We start from the raw sequence: 14,260 nt of genomic DNA, 5'->3' as shown, positions 1-14,260 counted from the left end.
CCAACACGATATAAATGGACGTTTAATAATGAAAAGTAGCTACCTAATACTGGCTGCCATTGCCATGAGCAATTCAGTGGCAGCCGATTCTGAAGAAGGCCGCTTCAGTGATCAAGGGTGGGGAGGAGAGCTTTCCTTTCTTGCCGGTTATGGAAGCAGCAAAAGTAATCTCAGTACGGAAAGTGACGAGAAAATCAGTGACCTAAATAGTGCGGGTAAATCGGAATCGTCCTTTATGGCGGCGCCTTTTGGCCAAGTACGTTACAACTTCGACCAGCAACAAGTCTTCTTTGGTATGTCTCGAGACGACATTGTAGAAGGTGTGTTCGCGTTGGAGCTTGGCTACGCGTTTGCGTTGGGAAGCGACTCGTCTCTCTCTTTTTCGTACCTACCTACCGTCGCAAAAGGTGAAGTGTGGGCTGACCCTTACTTGCTGAATACCGCGAGAGAGAAAACAGACGTATCAGGCAACGCTTACCGTGTGCAGTATGAGAACATCGCAGGATTAGGAATAGACAGCGATATTGCCTATTACGATAAGGATGTCGAGAACGAGTTATCAGGCAATAAAAACGCAGCGCTAAACAGAGATGGAAGTGGTTATTTGGTCAGTGTTTCTACTGGCGTGCCACTGAGTGAATCCGTGTTTGTCATGCCGTCTATCGAATACCATCGGTTTGATGCAGATGGAAAGGCGATGGCATTCGATAAGTACACGCTAAGTATGACGGCGATGGCGATGATTAATGACACAAGCAGCCTTTCACTGAATGGCGCTTACGGACGATCAGATTACGACGCTGAGAATTCGCTGTTTAGCCAAACCCGAAAAGATTTTGTCTATGATCTTAACTTAGCCTATGAATACATCGGTTTTCTAGGCTGGGAAAATGTCGGTTTTAATATTTTGGCTGGGTACAGAAACGTCGATTCAAACATCAACTTTTATGACCAAAATGACTACCTGGTCGGGACAGGTGTGAGCTACCTATTCTAACGAACCTTTGACTGCTCAGCGGACTCTGTGTCCCTGAGCAGTTTCTTCTCCGCTTCTTTCAATCAGTCTCAGCCTCTTACTTTTAGTCGAACCAGCGATCGGCTTTTATGTACTAAATCACTAACGACCGAGTAGGCAGAGTCTAACTTGAGTTAGGCAGTACGTTGACAATACTTGAGTCAGTGTTGGCTTTTCGCCTCCTTGAATCGCAAAATCAGGCTTTGACTAACTTGTCGATGACGAACGCTCGGTTTTTCACCAGCAACCACAGTAGCCCGCCAGTCACGCCCACAATAAGCTGAATCGCCCCTAGATTCTCGATCAAACTGTCTGGTCGAAGTGAGACCAGTAACATGCCCAATGAACCGCAAATCATGGCGCAAAACTGAATCAGTGCCACGGCAGAACCGGTGTCATGGCTCTGCTGATTGAGCATTAAGTTCGTTCCAGGAACACGCATGGTGATCACCATCAATGTCGCAGGAGCGGCGATCAGCGCAAAAATCCAAGGTGAAATGTTACCTATCGTCATGGTTAACACACCTGCCAAGGCCAGCAGTGCGAAACAAAGAGAAATGATGGTTTGCGCGGGAACGCGACGAGACAACTTCATATAGATGGTTGGGCCAAACGATGCGCAGAGTGCATTGAACGCAAACGCGTAACTAAATTGCTGCTCTGTAAGACCAAATCCATTGATGTAGATATAAGATCCTGCCGCTAGAAAGCCCATCAACGTCATTGGAGGAATTGAAAAAATCGCCAATAGCGCAATGAACTTTGGGTTCTTCAATACGACGCCAAGTCGCCCCCATGAACGAAGCATGGATCCTTGGTAACGCTCTTCTAGCGTTTCCTTGTAGCAAAAGGCGAGCATTGCAGCAAACGCGCCGAACAACGCCAGGGCGACAAACATCATTCGCCATGACGCAACTTGCAGCAAGAAGGCGCCAATAACAGGGGCAACCATTGGGGCGATGATGACCAACGACATGATGGTCGCCATGATCTTTTCTCGCTCACGGCCGTCGAACAGGTCTTTAACAATGGCCGTTGCGACAACGGTAATGGCGCTGCCTGCAAACGCTTGAAGTATGCGTGCCCCAATAAGGTGTTCGATGTTACCAGCCAACGCGCAGAAGATGCTTGCCACGATATAGCCTGCAATGCCAACCATTAAGATAGGTTTACGCCCAAACTTCTCACTGAGCGGCCCCCAGAAAAGCAAACCAATGGCGTAAGTGACAAAGTAGCTGCTCAACGTTAAGTTCACCATCGATTGGTTGGTGTTCAGTACGTCGACCATTTGCGGCAAAGCCGGAAGATACAAGTCTATCGTTAGCGGTGGAAAAGCGCTGATGATAACCAGAAAAAATAGGGTGCCGTTCTTACCCAGTATGGGTTGTGTTTTTTTCAAAATATGTGGTCTCGTGATTCTTGTTTGAACGCCCTATACCGATATAAATATTTGAAATTAAAGGTTGTCGTGCGCTGTTCGGTGTCATTTTATCGTGTTGGACAGCCTGTTGATATTGACTGAACGTAAAGTAGTGTAAAACCTCAATCTAGGTTAAGGTCAATGCGAAACAGAGAAAAATCTTAGGCGTTACGTGTCGAACGAACCTTGGTATGGCGCGATCTCGATTAATGGTGTGAGAAGCAAGCTGATGCTGTTTTGCTCTGATACTTTTTTGAGCTAATGTCTCGATGGTTAACTGAGGTAGGCATCTTGGTCGAAATCGGTAGAATACAACCAAGAAAGGATACCGAATCGAACATAGTATCAGTTAATAGGGAAGTTAAGTGAGTCGAGTGTGCTAAATAACATGAATCTAAATCTGCTGCGTTCATTGCATATTTTGCTCGAAGAGCGTCATGTCAGTCGAGCGGCAGACAGACTGCATATCAGCCAATCAGCAGTCAGCCGTCAACTTGCCCAGTTGAGAGAGCTATGCGGCGATCCACTTTTAGTGCGTCAAGGTAATCAACTGATCGCAACGCCGCGAGCTGTTGCACTAAAGGAAAAGTTGGATGCCTTGCTGTCGGAGTTTGATCGTTTTTTGGATGAAAAGCCATTTAATGCCAAAGAATGGCAGGGTGAAGTGGTGCTTGCGTCCAGCGATTATGTGGCTCAATACGTGCTGCCAGACATTGCCTCTCATTTGGGGGAGCACGCCCCGCAATTAGATATTGCTTATCGACTGTGGCAGCCAGACTTGCTTGAAAAGCTGCATGAAACCGGCATCCATTTAGCCTCGTCTATGTATCAGAAAAAGCCTGAAGGGGTCTCTAGCGTCAATATCGGGTCAGATTACTCGGTATGCCTGATGAGTGATGCCCATCCTCTCGCCAAGCAAGACGCGCTCACCGTCGATAACTTACTTCAGTTCTCGCATATTAAGGTCACAGGTGGCGGTGACAAAGACTCGAATACCGATCTCGCTTTAAAAGCGTTGGGCGTTTCTCGTCACATTAGTTTGAAAGTGCCGTTTTTTTCTGCGGCGATCAACCGTTTGGTCTCGAGCGAACACTTGATGATCGTGCCTGAGCATATCGCTGATAATTTGACTAAGCATGGGTCTCTAACCTACAAGTCTTTGCCATTTGATATGGAGCAGCATCAATACTGGTTGATGTGGCACCCTAAATACGATAACGACTCTGGTCACAAATGGTTAAGAGAGGAAGTTCGTGCGGTCATGAGTTGGTCTGAATATTCAATTCGAGACTGAGTTGATACGGCTATGAATTCAGATCATAGCCTTTATGATTATCTTTGATTTCCATTCATAGCTAACCTGTTGCTAGATTAGCAACAAAGAGGAGAGGTTCTATGACATTGACAGTTTGGTTATCACTATTTGCCGTTTGCTTACTCGGGGCGATGTCGCCAGGGCCGAGTTTGGCGGTTGTCGCAAAGCACTCTCTGGCCGGAGGACGAGCGAACGGCATCGTCACGGCGTGGGCCCATGCGTTTGGTATTGGCATTTATGCCATCGTGAGTTTGGTTGGCCTGGCGGTCGTATTGCAACAAAGCTTGTTACTGTTTCAAGCCATCAGCCTAGCGGGTGCCGCGTACCTCGCTTACATTGGCGTGAAAGCGCTACGCTCAAAAGGTGGTGTTGCCGCGAAGCTAGCGGGAGGAGAAAAAACCACACTGCTTCAATCGGCAAGAGACGGTTTTCTTATCTCAATACTCAATCCAAAAATCGCACTGTTCTTTGTGGCTCTATTCAGTCAATTTGTGGCCGTGGGGAATGAACTCAGCCAAAAGGCCATTATTGTGGCAACCCCAGTATTGCTCGATGGTTTGTGGTACACGCTGATAGCGCTGCTACTGACACACTCTCGCATCATTGACCACATTCGAGCAAAAGCAGTGATGATTGATCGCTTGTCAGGTGTTGTGCTCATCCTTCTTGCTGTCAGAGTAGTGGTTATGATCTAGTGTTTATTAATCTATTTCCGCAAGCTTAAGCAAATCTTCGGCAGAATAGGTTTCAGCTTCATGCCCTTTTGATATCAAATCAATAACATGAAGCTGAGACATATTATTAAACTCTGTTGCTAGGTATTTTCTGAAGGCCTCTTCGTTGGGCCATTTGCCGCGTACGATGTAACCCTCTTCCTTATCAAAGTCTTCAGTTTCAAAAAATGAGAAATCAGTCTTGCCGATGTTGTGACAGTACAATACCAGGTACACGTGTGATCCTTATGAGGCGGTGTTTTATGGTATTTAACGAGATAGCGGATAGGGATTCAAGTCTTATTGTGCTCGAATACATGTGCATAAATGTAATGTGCTTAAATGCAATGTATTGGAATCGAATGAACAGCAAGGGCATAGTGAGAGCTGACTGTATATCGATGACTGTGTATCGAAGACTTTAATTTGATACTTCGTCACGGGATTAAAATTGCCAACTCGTTACACCGTACTGTCGGCGTAACGAGTCGATTGAAGGGTTACGAGTGAGCGATCAGATCTTGAATCGATTCACGATATTCATCAGTTGCGCGTTCATTTCAGACACGTCTTCTGTGTCTTTCAGTGAGTTTTGACCATTCACATCGAGTTCGCCGACGATGTCACTGATGGCTGTCATGTTGCGGCTCAGCTCTTGAGTCACGCTGCTTTGCTCTTCTGCCGCGGTGGCGATTTGCGTACTTAAGTCATTTATATCATTCACAAAATCACTCATGGTTTCTAAGCTGATGGCCACTTCACCCGCGCCATTGGCCGTATCCTGACAACGTGCTTTGGTGTTGTCCATCGATCTCACCACGGCATCGGTTCCTTTCAATAAACTCTCGAGTGCACCTTCTATCTCTTCCGTGCTGTCTTTGGTTCGACTGGCTAGATTTCGTACCTCGTCAGCGACGACTGCAAAGCCGCGACCTTGGTCACCAGCACGTGCCGCCTCAATGGCTGCGTTGAGTGCCAGTAGATTGGTTTGCTCTGCAATTTCTCCAATTACGCTCAAAATGGCATTAATGCTCTGGGTCTCGTCATTCATTTTCTGCACGTTTTCAGCCGAGAGGTTGACGTCTTCTATTAGCCCCGACACGGTCTGTTGTGACTGCTCGACAATTCGACGTGACTCGGTACTGGTGTCGTTGGCTTTTTGGGTCAAGCCCGCGGTGTTTGCGGCGTCGGTTGCCATCGATTCTGCCGTGGCATTCATCTCTTCTATTGCGGTCACCACTTGTTCGGTTTCACTTACGTGATTTTGTAAAATGTCACGATTACGCGCCGATTGTTCGCGAATTCGTCCAACATTGGATTGAAGTGTGGTGGTGACGCCTTGGATCTCGAGCATCATGTTTTGTAGGTTTTCAATGAACTGGTTCACCCCTTTTGCAATGTCTCCTAGGTCATCATGAGAGTCGACGGTTAAACGGGCGGTGAGATCAGCATCGCCGCTGGAGAGGTTAAGAATGGTCTCTTTAAGAACGAGAATGGGTTTGTAAAGGGTTTGAATCAGTAAGTAACTCAAGATCATGCTGATCAAAACGGCGATAAAAGAAACCATGATGGCGTTGTTTCGAGACTCATCTAACATGGCAAAAGCAGTCGATTTATCGATGCTGATGGCAAAATACCAATCTTTATCGCCGGCATTAATTCGGTGTGAAAAGAGAATCTTGTCGTTTCCATCCAAAACATAGTCCACCAGCGCACTTTCACTGCTGACGGCTTGTTCGGCAATGTGTTTGAACCAGGCGACGTCACTGCCTTTTGTCCCTGCGGTTATTTCATTAAAAGAAGAGGCGAGAAAGGTAGTGTCTTGGTTCAAGATCATCGCGGTGGATCCGGCCATGCTATTTTCTTGTTTAACCAGAGCGTTGAGGAAATTCAGTCTCATATCGACCGAGATTGTTCCGCCCTTAATTTTTTCGATGATGGTTAACCAAAAGACGTTGTCTTCATCGGAATACGGTTCCGTCACCGTCACGGAGTTGGCTCGTCGTCCATCCTGATACCATCCGCTCGTTTTAACATCCCCATCAAATTTGTGATCGGGCCACGCCGTCGCGGTTTGGTTCCAATATGCATCACCTGTTTCAAAGGCCAACACCGCGCTGTTCAGGTTCATGGCATTCGCCAGAAAGAAGGTTTGCTCAATGAGCTCTTCTCGGGAGCCTTTGAATGCTTTGTCTTTATACTGTTGCGCGAGTTTGCTGATGCCGCCGACTTTCTCGTTGATGATGGTTTCAACAATGGCTGCTTTGGAAGCCGCGTAGGTTTTACTCTCGTTAATTACACTCTCAGTTAGCGCTTCTTTTTCTTGCAGATAAAGCATGACGCTGACCCCAGAAACGGAAAGCCCGACTAAAATCATGACGGATAAAAGGAGTATTTTTTTGAGTCCAAGCTGTTTCATAATCATTCCCTGATGTCTCTAGCGCTGTTTATAAGTCTAGATTAAGAAAAACAACTTGCCGTAGTAATCTATCAATAAAGCTGCAGGGCAAAGTGGCTGTACTTAAAGAGGTTCAGAGTAGAAGGAAATGCAAAAGCTAGGATTTGATCGGAATTTGAAAAATAAAGGTAACGCCACCCATTATATCAAGCTCTACATCGAGCACCATTTCAATTAAACAGCCCGAAAGATCAACAGAGTGACCTTGTTCTTTGGCGTACTCGAAAAGCTTTTCAATTGTTTCTCCGTAGGCAATATCTGAAACCAGATAAGCCGTGCAACATAAGTAGTATCCCTCAGCGAGATAGTGGTCATATTCTTCGGTCGAGGCTTGCCAGTCTCCAATGGTGTACGAGATGTCTTTCCATTGCTTTTCAAGCTCTGCGATAGGGGTTGCGCTGATCAAGTGCGTGCAGTTTTCTCCTAAAGTGTCGAAGATGACATCCCAATCAAAATCGGCGTATTCGACTTTCTTCATGCCTCGCTCAGGGTACCAAATCAACTCGCAAGGTAAGTCTTGAACGAGTTGGTTTTCGAGAGAGTTTTCACCCGCAGGATGGGCGAGTTTATTCAATAACTCATTGGTTTCCCGAGGCGTCGCTGATGTGCTCATCTTTCGAATGGCTTTGGCGGTCAGCCCAAGTTCACGTTTGAGTGCTTTTGCCATGGCTTGAGATGAGGAATACCCTGATGCATGTGCAATCTCAGTGATATTGGTGCCGTTGTCGCTCATTAATAAACTGACGGCATATTGCAAGCGAAATCGGCTTAGGTACTGCCCCGGTGTTTCATTGAAAAGCTCGGTAAACTGGCGATGAAAATGGCTAGCAGAAATGGCACTTTTTTGAGCGATTTGCTCCCATGAGAGTTGATCGGCCAAAGTCTCATGCATTAACTGCAGGGCCGTTTCAAAACGCTTTCTCTGGTGTGCAGGCAAAGTCTCAAGCAGAGAAAATTCAGGCACGATCACATAAGGCGCGTTGGATGCATTGGTCATGGTAGAAGCCAACAAAGGTAGGTGTCTTCTACTATGGCGATTGACCCAATCAAATGCAACTTGCACGCTGTTTATCATGGCAATCTCTCCGCGTGAATCGCTATATTATCGGGCGCTGATATGACCGTATTTAGCGTGCCTTGTGTCGTTTTCACTGTTTTTTTACTGGTTATTCCGAGCAAAACAGGGATGAGTATTAAAGTCACTGTCGTGGCGAAGATCTCTCCGAACACGAGCGAAACAGCGGCTGGCTTTAGGTACTGCGCTTGCTCTGCGCTTTCACTCAGTAATGGGAGTAGGCCACATACTGTGGTGACCGTGGTGAGGAAAATGGCCCTCATCCGACTGGTTCCTGCGGTGATTAGGGCTTGGTTTAATGGTACGCCCGCGCGGTATTCTGAATTGAAGCGGGTAATGAGCACCAATGAATCATTGATGACGATACCTGTCATGGCCATCATGCCAAACATGGAAAGAATGCTGATGGGAAGATCCATCAGGTAATGGCCAAATATAGCGCCTGCAAACCCAAATGGAATCACCGCCATAATGATCAGGGGTTGCCAGTAAGATTTCAGTGGAATCGCCAACAATATGTACACCAGCAATAACGTGAGTATCATGGCCGATTTGAAGCCTTGTTGAACCTCGCCTAATTCTTCAAACTCGCCCCCGGCTTTAATACTCACTCCAGGATAGCGAGACTCTATAGACTCAATATCGCTGGCTAAGTGTTGCATGGTTTTCTCGGGTGACTGTAGCGAACGGTTTTGATTCCAATACACATTCACCACTTGTTCTCTGTTGCGACGATAGAGTACTTCAGGCTCACGCTCTAACTGAAACGTAGCAATGTCGCCTAGAGCCACCGTTTGCCCATCAGGGAGAAGGATAGGTGTGTCAAAGAGCTGCTGTTGCGTCATTCGCTCGCTGCTCGGGTAGCGCACAATCACTTTGGTCTCTTGCCCCTGATCGAGTAAACGATGTATCTCTTTTTGACCAAAGGCATTGCCTGCAAGACGCGCGATTTGATCTTGAGTTAATCCCAACTGACGCCCGTAAGCATTGAGTGAAATGCGAACCTGCTCTTGCCCTCCTTTGCCATCATCATAGATATCAGCCACGCCTAATTGCTGGCTCAAAGCCGTTGCCAGTTCCGATGCCGCTTGCTTAGCGAGAGCGCGATTGGTGGCTGAAATGGTGACAAAAGTGCCACCGGCAGGTGACTCGGCTGAGGTGAACTCAAGAGAGTAACTGCCCTCGATTTGGCCAACCAGTGCCCGCCATTGCTTGGTCAGCTGATTGCTCGGCAGCGCGGTAAGGGCTTCACTCGTTAGCTCTGCGGTGACTTCAACATTGCCGTAGCCTTCCGACCATGCGAGCAGGTTTATTAACGGCGCTTCGCTGAGCTGATAATCTTCTTTCAACGATTGATTGAGCGTGAGGGCTGTTTTCTCAAGCTTGTCTAACGCACGCCCTTGCAGTGACAGCGGTGCGCCGTCCTCTAAGGTCAGCTTTACCGTCACGTATCGCCCTGGTATCTCAGGAAAAATCGCGCTACGAATCGCGCCAGTCGACCACATACCATACGCCAGAATAATGAACGCGATAAAGCTAAGCAGAGAGGCCGCTTTATGTCGCAAGGCGAGTGTGAGTACGGGTTTGTAAAGGTGCATATTCGCACGCTCTAAGGCGCGTTGCGCATACCCTTGAACTCGCGACACTATGTTTGTTTTGTTCTGTTGCAGTCTCATTTCTGCCAAATGCGATGGCAAAATGAACTTGCTTTCAATCAGCGAAAAAATCAAAGCAAAGATGACAACGGCAGAGAATCCGGCCAATAGCTTGGCGAAATCATTGTTGATCCACAGCATGGGTGAGAACGCGGCTATGGTGGTAAGCACACCAAACACCGTGGCAACCGAGACTGAATGTACCCCTTTCCACGCCGCCTCGCGCGCGTTCGCTTGTTTAGAGTGAGAGAGTTTTGCGCGTTCAGAGTGAATGGCTTCGCCCACCACAACGGCGTCGTCGACGAGAATACCGAGCACAAGAATGAAGCCGAACAAGGTAATATCGTTGACGCTGTAGTTCATCACATTCATTGCACCAAGAGTGCCGAACAGAGCGATTGGAATGCCAACCGCGACCCAGAACGCCAATTTCAACTCCAGAAAAAGCCCGAGTAAAACTAAGACGATAAGCAAGCCTTGCCACGCGTTGTCGCCCAATCGAAACAACTGATCTTCAATGTAAGGCGCCATGTCAGCCATTGTCGACAGTGAAATGTCGTTAGGCAGCAGAGAGCGTTGAGCTGCTAAGGTCTCTTGAATGGCTTGGCTCACGTGCAACAGGTTGTCGCTTTGTCGTGTACTGACGAGCAGAGCAATTGCGTTTTCACCATTGTTGCGTACGATCGCGCCCGTTTCTTCATAACTTCGGCTCAGTTTGGCGATTTCACCCAATTGAATGCTGCCCGATTCTGTCGATAATACCTCTAGCGATTTCAGTTTGGTTATGTCATCGGCGTAGCCATCACCGCGAACGGTCATGCGTCCTTTGGCGCTTTTTAACTCGCCGGTTCTGGCCTCGAGAGAGTGTTGCTCAATTTTCTCTGACAGGTGCTCTAAACTCAGGCCAAGGTCTTGTATCTTGCTGATATCAGGCTCGATAATGAGTAAAGGAGAACGGCTACCCCAGTTAGAGACTTGCGATATCTTGGGGTGTTTCTTTAGCGCAAGCTCGACTTGTCTCGCGATTGGCTGCAATTCGCTGTCAGAGCGTTCGGCTGAAATAATGATGAAGGCGGCAAGGTTAGTGAATTCATCACGTGTGATTTGTGGTCTTTCGGCATGGACAGGGAAACCGCTGACGGCGTTAACCTGATTTCTTACGTCGTCAAGGAGCGTATCTAGATCAGCAGAGGGTGTCTTTCGCACCCTTACCGTCGAAAAGCCCGCCGTAGATTCACTGGTGATCTGCTTTATACCACCTAGGCCGCTAATGGCCTCTTCAATTCGCTGTGTGATGCTTTCATCGATTTGTTTGGCGCTACCACCTGGGTAGGCGACCTGAATCTTTAAGCTAGAAGGCGCAATCTGAGGAAAAGATTCAACACGCAGCTGCCCCATAGAAAGCACGCCAATAGCAATAATGGCCACCATCAGTAGGTTGGCCGCGACAGGGTTGTTGATGAACCATTTCGTTAGCCAGCCCATTATTGCGGCTCCTCTGTGTGACTAACGCGAGTCAGTGTGCTTTCCGCTTTATTGCTGTTGGTTTTAGGTTGATGAGTGTGTTCGCTGACTTGGTATTCATATTCTGGCGTCACTTCAACACCGGATATCATGGATAACAACGGGTAGCTCACCACCGACCTTGGTTTTTGAGGCTGATTGTTAAAAGTAATGAAGGCGTGGTCTGGCGTTTCGCTAATCACGCGGATGGGCTCGATGAGAAGCTGATCACTGTCATTGATAGTCCAGATCTGCCCGTCTCGGGTAATGGCACTTAATGGCACTTGAACAACGAAATCTTGCTGATCGAGTGAGATGTTGACTTCCACTTGCTGATTCGGCAACAGGCGAAGTGACTCTGAGTAGGGATGTTGAACTGACAGCATCACTTGGCGTTGACGGCTTGAGGTATCCGCTTGTGGGGCGATGTAGCGCACGTCTGCCGGCCATGTTTTTCCTTGTTTGTCTGTAATGGAAATATCGGGCGCGTTAAGAGCGGAAGTGATGGTTCTCCACTGCTGTTCTGGTACAGGCAGGGCAACATCTAAGCTGGCGCTGCTGGCCAAAGTAAAGAGAGAGTCTCCCACATCAAGCTGCTGACTAGGGCTCACGCTTCGACTGAGGATAATGGCATCGAATGGCGCCGTGATGGTGGCGTCATTTAGGTGTTGCTTTCTGCTGGCAAGGGACTCTTTTGCTTGCAGCAGATCCGCTTTCGCAGACGCTATTTGCGGCTCTCTTCTGGCGAACTTAGAGCTGTTCTCTTTTGATAGCATTTTTAGTGCGACCGTCTGCTCATGCTGTTGCTGCAAAAGGTTGAGTTTGGCGAGTTGCAGTGCGCTGCGCGTTTGAGCCACTTCAGATTGCAGGTGTGTGGTGTCGATTCTAGCGAGCACATCCCCCTCATGAATCAAACTGCCTGGCTCAAGCGTCTCGTCGATCCAGACGATTTTTGCATTGGTTGGTGACTTTATTTCGACAGGCCAGCGCGCCTTGGTTGTGCCTAATAACGTTAAGCTCGGTTGATGAGGTTGAGGAAGTGGTTTGGTCACGGTTACTGGCTGTTTCTGCGTTAGGACAGTTTGCGTAGGCGATGGCTCGGGCTCTAGCAAGTCAACCAGCCACAGAGCGAATGCGATGAACAAAACGCTGAACAGGATTGGCAGTTTCGATTTTATTTTCATGACATTGTCTCCTGTGATGGTTTGCGAGTGCTGACTGGATTTGATGGGTGAGCGCTAGATGGATTCTCTGCGTCAGAGTTGGTTGGTTTCTGGTTCAGCCTTTGGCTTATCTCAGTGAGTCGAGAAAAGGTTTGTAGCGTAATGGGCAGCAAGATCGCGGCTTCTAGAAACTCGATAGAGTAGGTCACGATAGAGAAGATCTCGCCCGCGGTAGGTTGGCTGATCAGCGTCGTCAACCAAAGGTTGATAATGACAAAACCGAACAGCACTAAAAATATCAAACCATAGACGATAGCTTCCGCGTCAGAGATCAAGATCTCTCGAGTTTTTATTCGTTCCAAATGACGGCGAATGCCCCGATAGGGTTGGCGTGATAGCGCGTCGACTTGGTGCTCCATCCGATTGTTTAAAGAGTGGTTCAAGCGAATGAAGTAGTCATGAAATTGGGCGTAGATCACGAGCATGACCGTGCCTGCAATGAGGGCACTGACGCCAAGATTAAGATGGAAGTACGTAAGAATAGCGATGGATGAGACCAGTTGAATGGCCGCCGTCATCAAAGGCGGAATATCGTTTTCGAGGAAGTCGACCAACTCACGAGACATGTCCAGACGAGCGTTGCGCGTTGAGATGTCTTGTTGAGTGTGTGGGTCACTGACCATCTGCTTATCGACCGCATCGCCTATTTCAACGCGAATGGCCCCATACACGCGAGTATCGTAAAAGCGACGAAGAACAGAGACAGCAATCAAAATGGTCAGCAAACCCGCCAATATGAAAAGCTCTTTGAGCTGGCCAATGATTAGGCTATCAATCGCAAAGCCAATGAACAGTGGCAATAGCACCAATAGCATGTTTTCTAGTGCGACAATAAGCCAAGTGACCGTCACCTTTTTCTTATGCTGCTTCAAGATGGCTTTGACAGTAAATTCAGTCGAGATAGGCACTACCTGTGCTCCAGTTTATTAACCTAGAGCAAGTATCATTCACATGAGTATAAAAAAAGTGTCTCAGATTGCTGACTTCAATTTGGCGGGGATGGGCTTAACCGACTTTGAGAAATCTTGATGCGATCACAGCCGTTTTGGGCGACTTGTATCAAAGACGATTGAGGAGAACATGAAAGAAGCGTTTAGCCCTTGATGGTTCTCATGTAGGACTTCGGCGTGAGGCCAAACTTACGCTTGAATCGCTGGCTAAAGCGATCTTCCGATTGATACCCACACAGTTGAGACAAGAGCGCGACACTGTATTGATCATTTTGCATTAGCCTTAATGCATGGTTAAGCCGAACTTCGGCCAGTAGTTCGCGGTACTGTGTTCCTTCTTGTTTCAGCTTACGCATCATGGTGGCGCGACTCATGGCAAAGCGGTCGGCAATGGATTCAAGCGGGTGATCATCCCCAGGCGAGTGTGACAGGTATTGGCTCAGTTTCTGGGTGAGTGACGCGTGACGGTTTGGGAACATTTTATGAAGCCAGCCTTTTTCGGCAAGCTGTTGGTAGAGGCCCATCAGCCAAAATGTTTGCGTTTGCTGGCTCATTTCTGACTGATTAAATGAGAACAAGGCGTTCAGAGAACTTAGCAGGGCATTATCCATGGCAAGAATGGGAGAATCTGACTCTTTCTCTTTATTTAAGCTTAACTCCAGCATTGATTGACAAGGGGTGTATTGAAAACTGAATACTCGAGATTGAAACAGCCCCTTCTGCGGCAGATTCTCAAAATTCAGAGACGCAGAGGCTTCGCTTATTAAGAGCTGAGACTGAGCGAGATCAACGGTGGTGTCTTTCCAGTAGAGCCTTTTACTGCCGGACATTATTTGAATGAGGCATGGGGAGTGGACTCTTACGTTTCGAAGTTTCTGAAGCGTTTCTGCTCGAAAAACAGTCACTTGGTATGGATGATTCATCACTCCCCCT

11 protein-coding genes are annotated in these 14,260 nt (G+C 47.7%); 3 read left to right on the top strand and 8 right to left on the bottom strand.

Translation table 11 applies throughout. The features are described from left to right. The first annotated feature begins 28 nt into the window (after positions 1-28). Complete coding sequence (locus BCU12_RS15400; protein WP_102405138.1) at positions 29-997, top strand: DUF2860 domain-containing protein; 969 nt, start codon at positions 29-31, stop codon at positions 995-997. Between the two features lie 214 nt (positions 998-1,211). On the opposite strand, the gene BCU12_RS15395 is transcribed toward BCU12_RS15400, so the two are convergent. Continuing rightward, entirely contained in the window at positions 1,212-2,414 is a 1,203-nt protein-coding gene (locus BCU12_RS15395; RefSeq protein WP_102405137.1) for a multidrug effflux MFS transporter, read from the bottom strand. A 397-nt stretch (positions 2,415-2,811) separates the two neighbouring features. On the opposite strand from BCU12_RS15395, the gene BCU12_RS15390 reads away from it, so the two are divergent. Together BCU12_RS15390 and BCU12_RS15385 are read left to right on the top strand one after the other, a co-directional pair. Then, entirely contained in the window at positions 2,812-3,729 is a 918-nt protein-coding gene (locus BCU12_RS15390; RefSeq protein ID WP_102405136.1) for a LysR family transcriptional regulator, read from the top strand. A 101-nt stretch (positions 3,730-3,830) separates the two neighbouring features. Next, positions 3,831-4,445, top strand: a complete 615-nt coding sequence (locus tag BCU12_RS15385; RefSeq protein WP_102405135.1) for a LysE family translocator — start codon at positions 3,831-3,833, stop codon at positions 4,443-4,445. 6 nt (positions 4,446-4,451) lie between these two features. On the opposite strand, the gene BCU12_RS15380 is transcribed toward BCU12_RS15385, so the two are convergent. From BCU12_RS15380 to BCU12_RS15350, 7 genes are all read right to left on the bottom strand, one after another. Next, positions 4,452-4,700 carry a hypothetical protein gene (locus BCU12_RS15380; RefSeq protein ID WP_102405134.1) on the bottom strand — a complete coding sequence of 83 codons (249 nt, stop codon included), beginning with the start codon at positions 4,698-4,700 and terminating at the stop codon, positions 4,452-4,454. 277 nt (positions 4,701-4,977) lie between these two features. After that, on the bottom strand, positions 4,978-6,882 hold the full coding sequence (locus BCU12_RS15375) for a methyl-accepting chemotaxis protein (protein WP_102405133.1): 1,905 nt from the start codon (positions 6,880-6,882) through the stop codon (positions 4,978-4,980). Between the two features lie 136 nt (positions 6,883-7,018). Then, positions 7,019-7,996 (bottom strand): AraC family transcriptional regulator, encoded by a 978-nt coding sequence (locus BCU12_RS15370; RefSeq protein ID WP_241909846.1) that lies wholly within the window; start codon positions 7,994-7,996, stop codon positions 7,019-7,021. Beyond that, positions 7,993-11,136, bottom strand: coding sequence for an efflux RND transporter permease subunit (locus BCU12_RS15365; RefSeq protein WP_102405132.1), 3,144 nt, complete (start codon positions 11,134-11,136; stop codon positions 7,993-7,995). The genes BCU12_RS15370 and BCU12_RS15365 overlap by 4 nt, the downstream gene beginning before the upstream one ends. Then, on the bottom strand, positions 11,136-12,338 hold the full coding sequence (locus BCU12_RS15360) for an efflux RND transporter periplasmic adaptor subunit (protein WP_102405131.1): 1,203 nt from the start codon (positions 12,336-12,338) through the stop codon (positions 11,136-11,138). Before BCU12_RS15360 ends, BCU12_RS15365 begins: the two co-directional genes overlap by 1 nt. Then, positions 12,335-13,285: an ABC transporter six-transmembrane domain-containing protein gene (locus BCU12_RS15355; RefSeq protein ID WP_198599348.1), complete on the bottom strand. Its 951-nt coding sequence runs from the start codon at positions 13,283-13,285 to the stop codon at positions 12,335-12,337. The genes BCU12_RS15360 and BCU12_RS15355 overlap by 4 nt, the downstream gene beginning before the upstream one ends. A 185-nt stretch (positions 13,286-13,470) precedes the next feature. Beyond that, positions 13,471-14,250 carry a response regulator transcription factor gene (locus BCU12_RS15350; RefSeq protein WP_102405130.1) on the bottom strand — a complete coding sequence of 260 codons (780 nt, stop codon included), beginning with the start codon at positions 14,248-14,250 and terminating at the stop codon, positions 13,471-13,473. Positions 14,251-14,260: the final 10 nt, after the last annotated feature.

The organism is Vibrio sp. 10N.261.55.A7 (assembly GCF_002877365.1).
GTDB lineage: Bacteria > Pseudomonadota > Gammaproteobacteria > Enterobacterales > Vibrionaceae > Vibrio.
This window is presented reverse-complemented; position numbering and strand designations above follow the sequence as displayed.

Excerpts from the sequence above, each read along its gene's own strand:
- BCU12_RS15370 (WP_241909846.1), bottom strand. The coding sequence starts at position 7,996 with ATGATAAACAGCGTGCAAGTTGCATTTGATTGGGTCAATCGCCATAGT.
- BCU12_RS15365 (WP_102405132.1), bottom strand. The coding sequence starts at position 11,136 with ATGGGCTGGCTAACGAAATGGTTCATCAACAACCCTGTCGCGGCCAAC.
- BCU12_RS15360 (WP_102405131.1), bottom strand. The coding sequence starts at position 12,338 with ATGAAAATAAAATCGAAACTGCCAATCCTGTTCAGCGTTTTGTTCATC.
- BCU12_RS15400 (WP_102405138.1), top strand. The coding sequence starts at position 29 with ATGAAAAGTAGCTACCTAATACTGGCTGCCATTGCCATGAGCAATTCA.
- BCU12_RS15375 (WP_102405133.1), bottom strand. The coding sequence starts at position 6,882 with ATGAAACAGCTTGGACTCAAAAAAATACTCCTTTTATCCGTCATGATT.
- BCU12_RS15385 (WP_102405135.1), top strand. The coding sequence starts at position 3,831 with ATGACATTGACAGTTTGGTTATCACTATTTGCCGTTTGCTTACTCGGG.
- BCU12_RS15350 (WP_102405130.1), bottom strand. The coding sequence starts at position 14,250 with ATGAATCATCCATACCAAGTGACTGTTTTTCGAGCAGAAACGCTTCAG.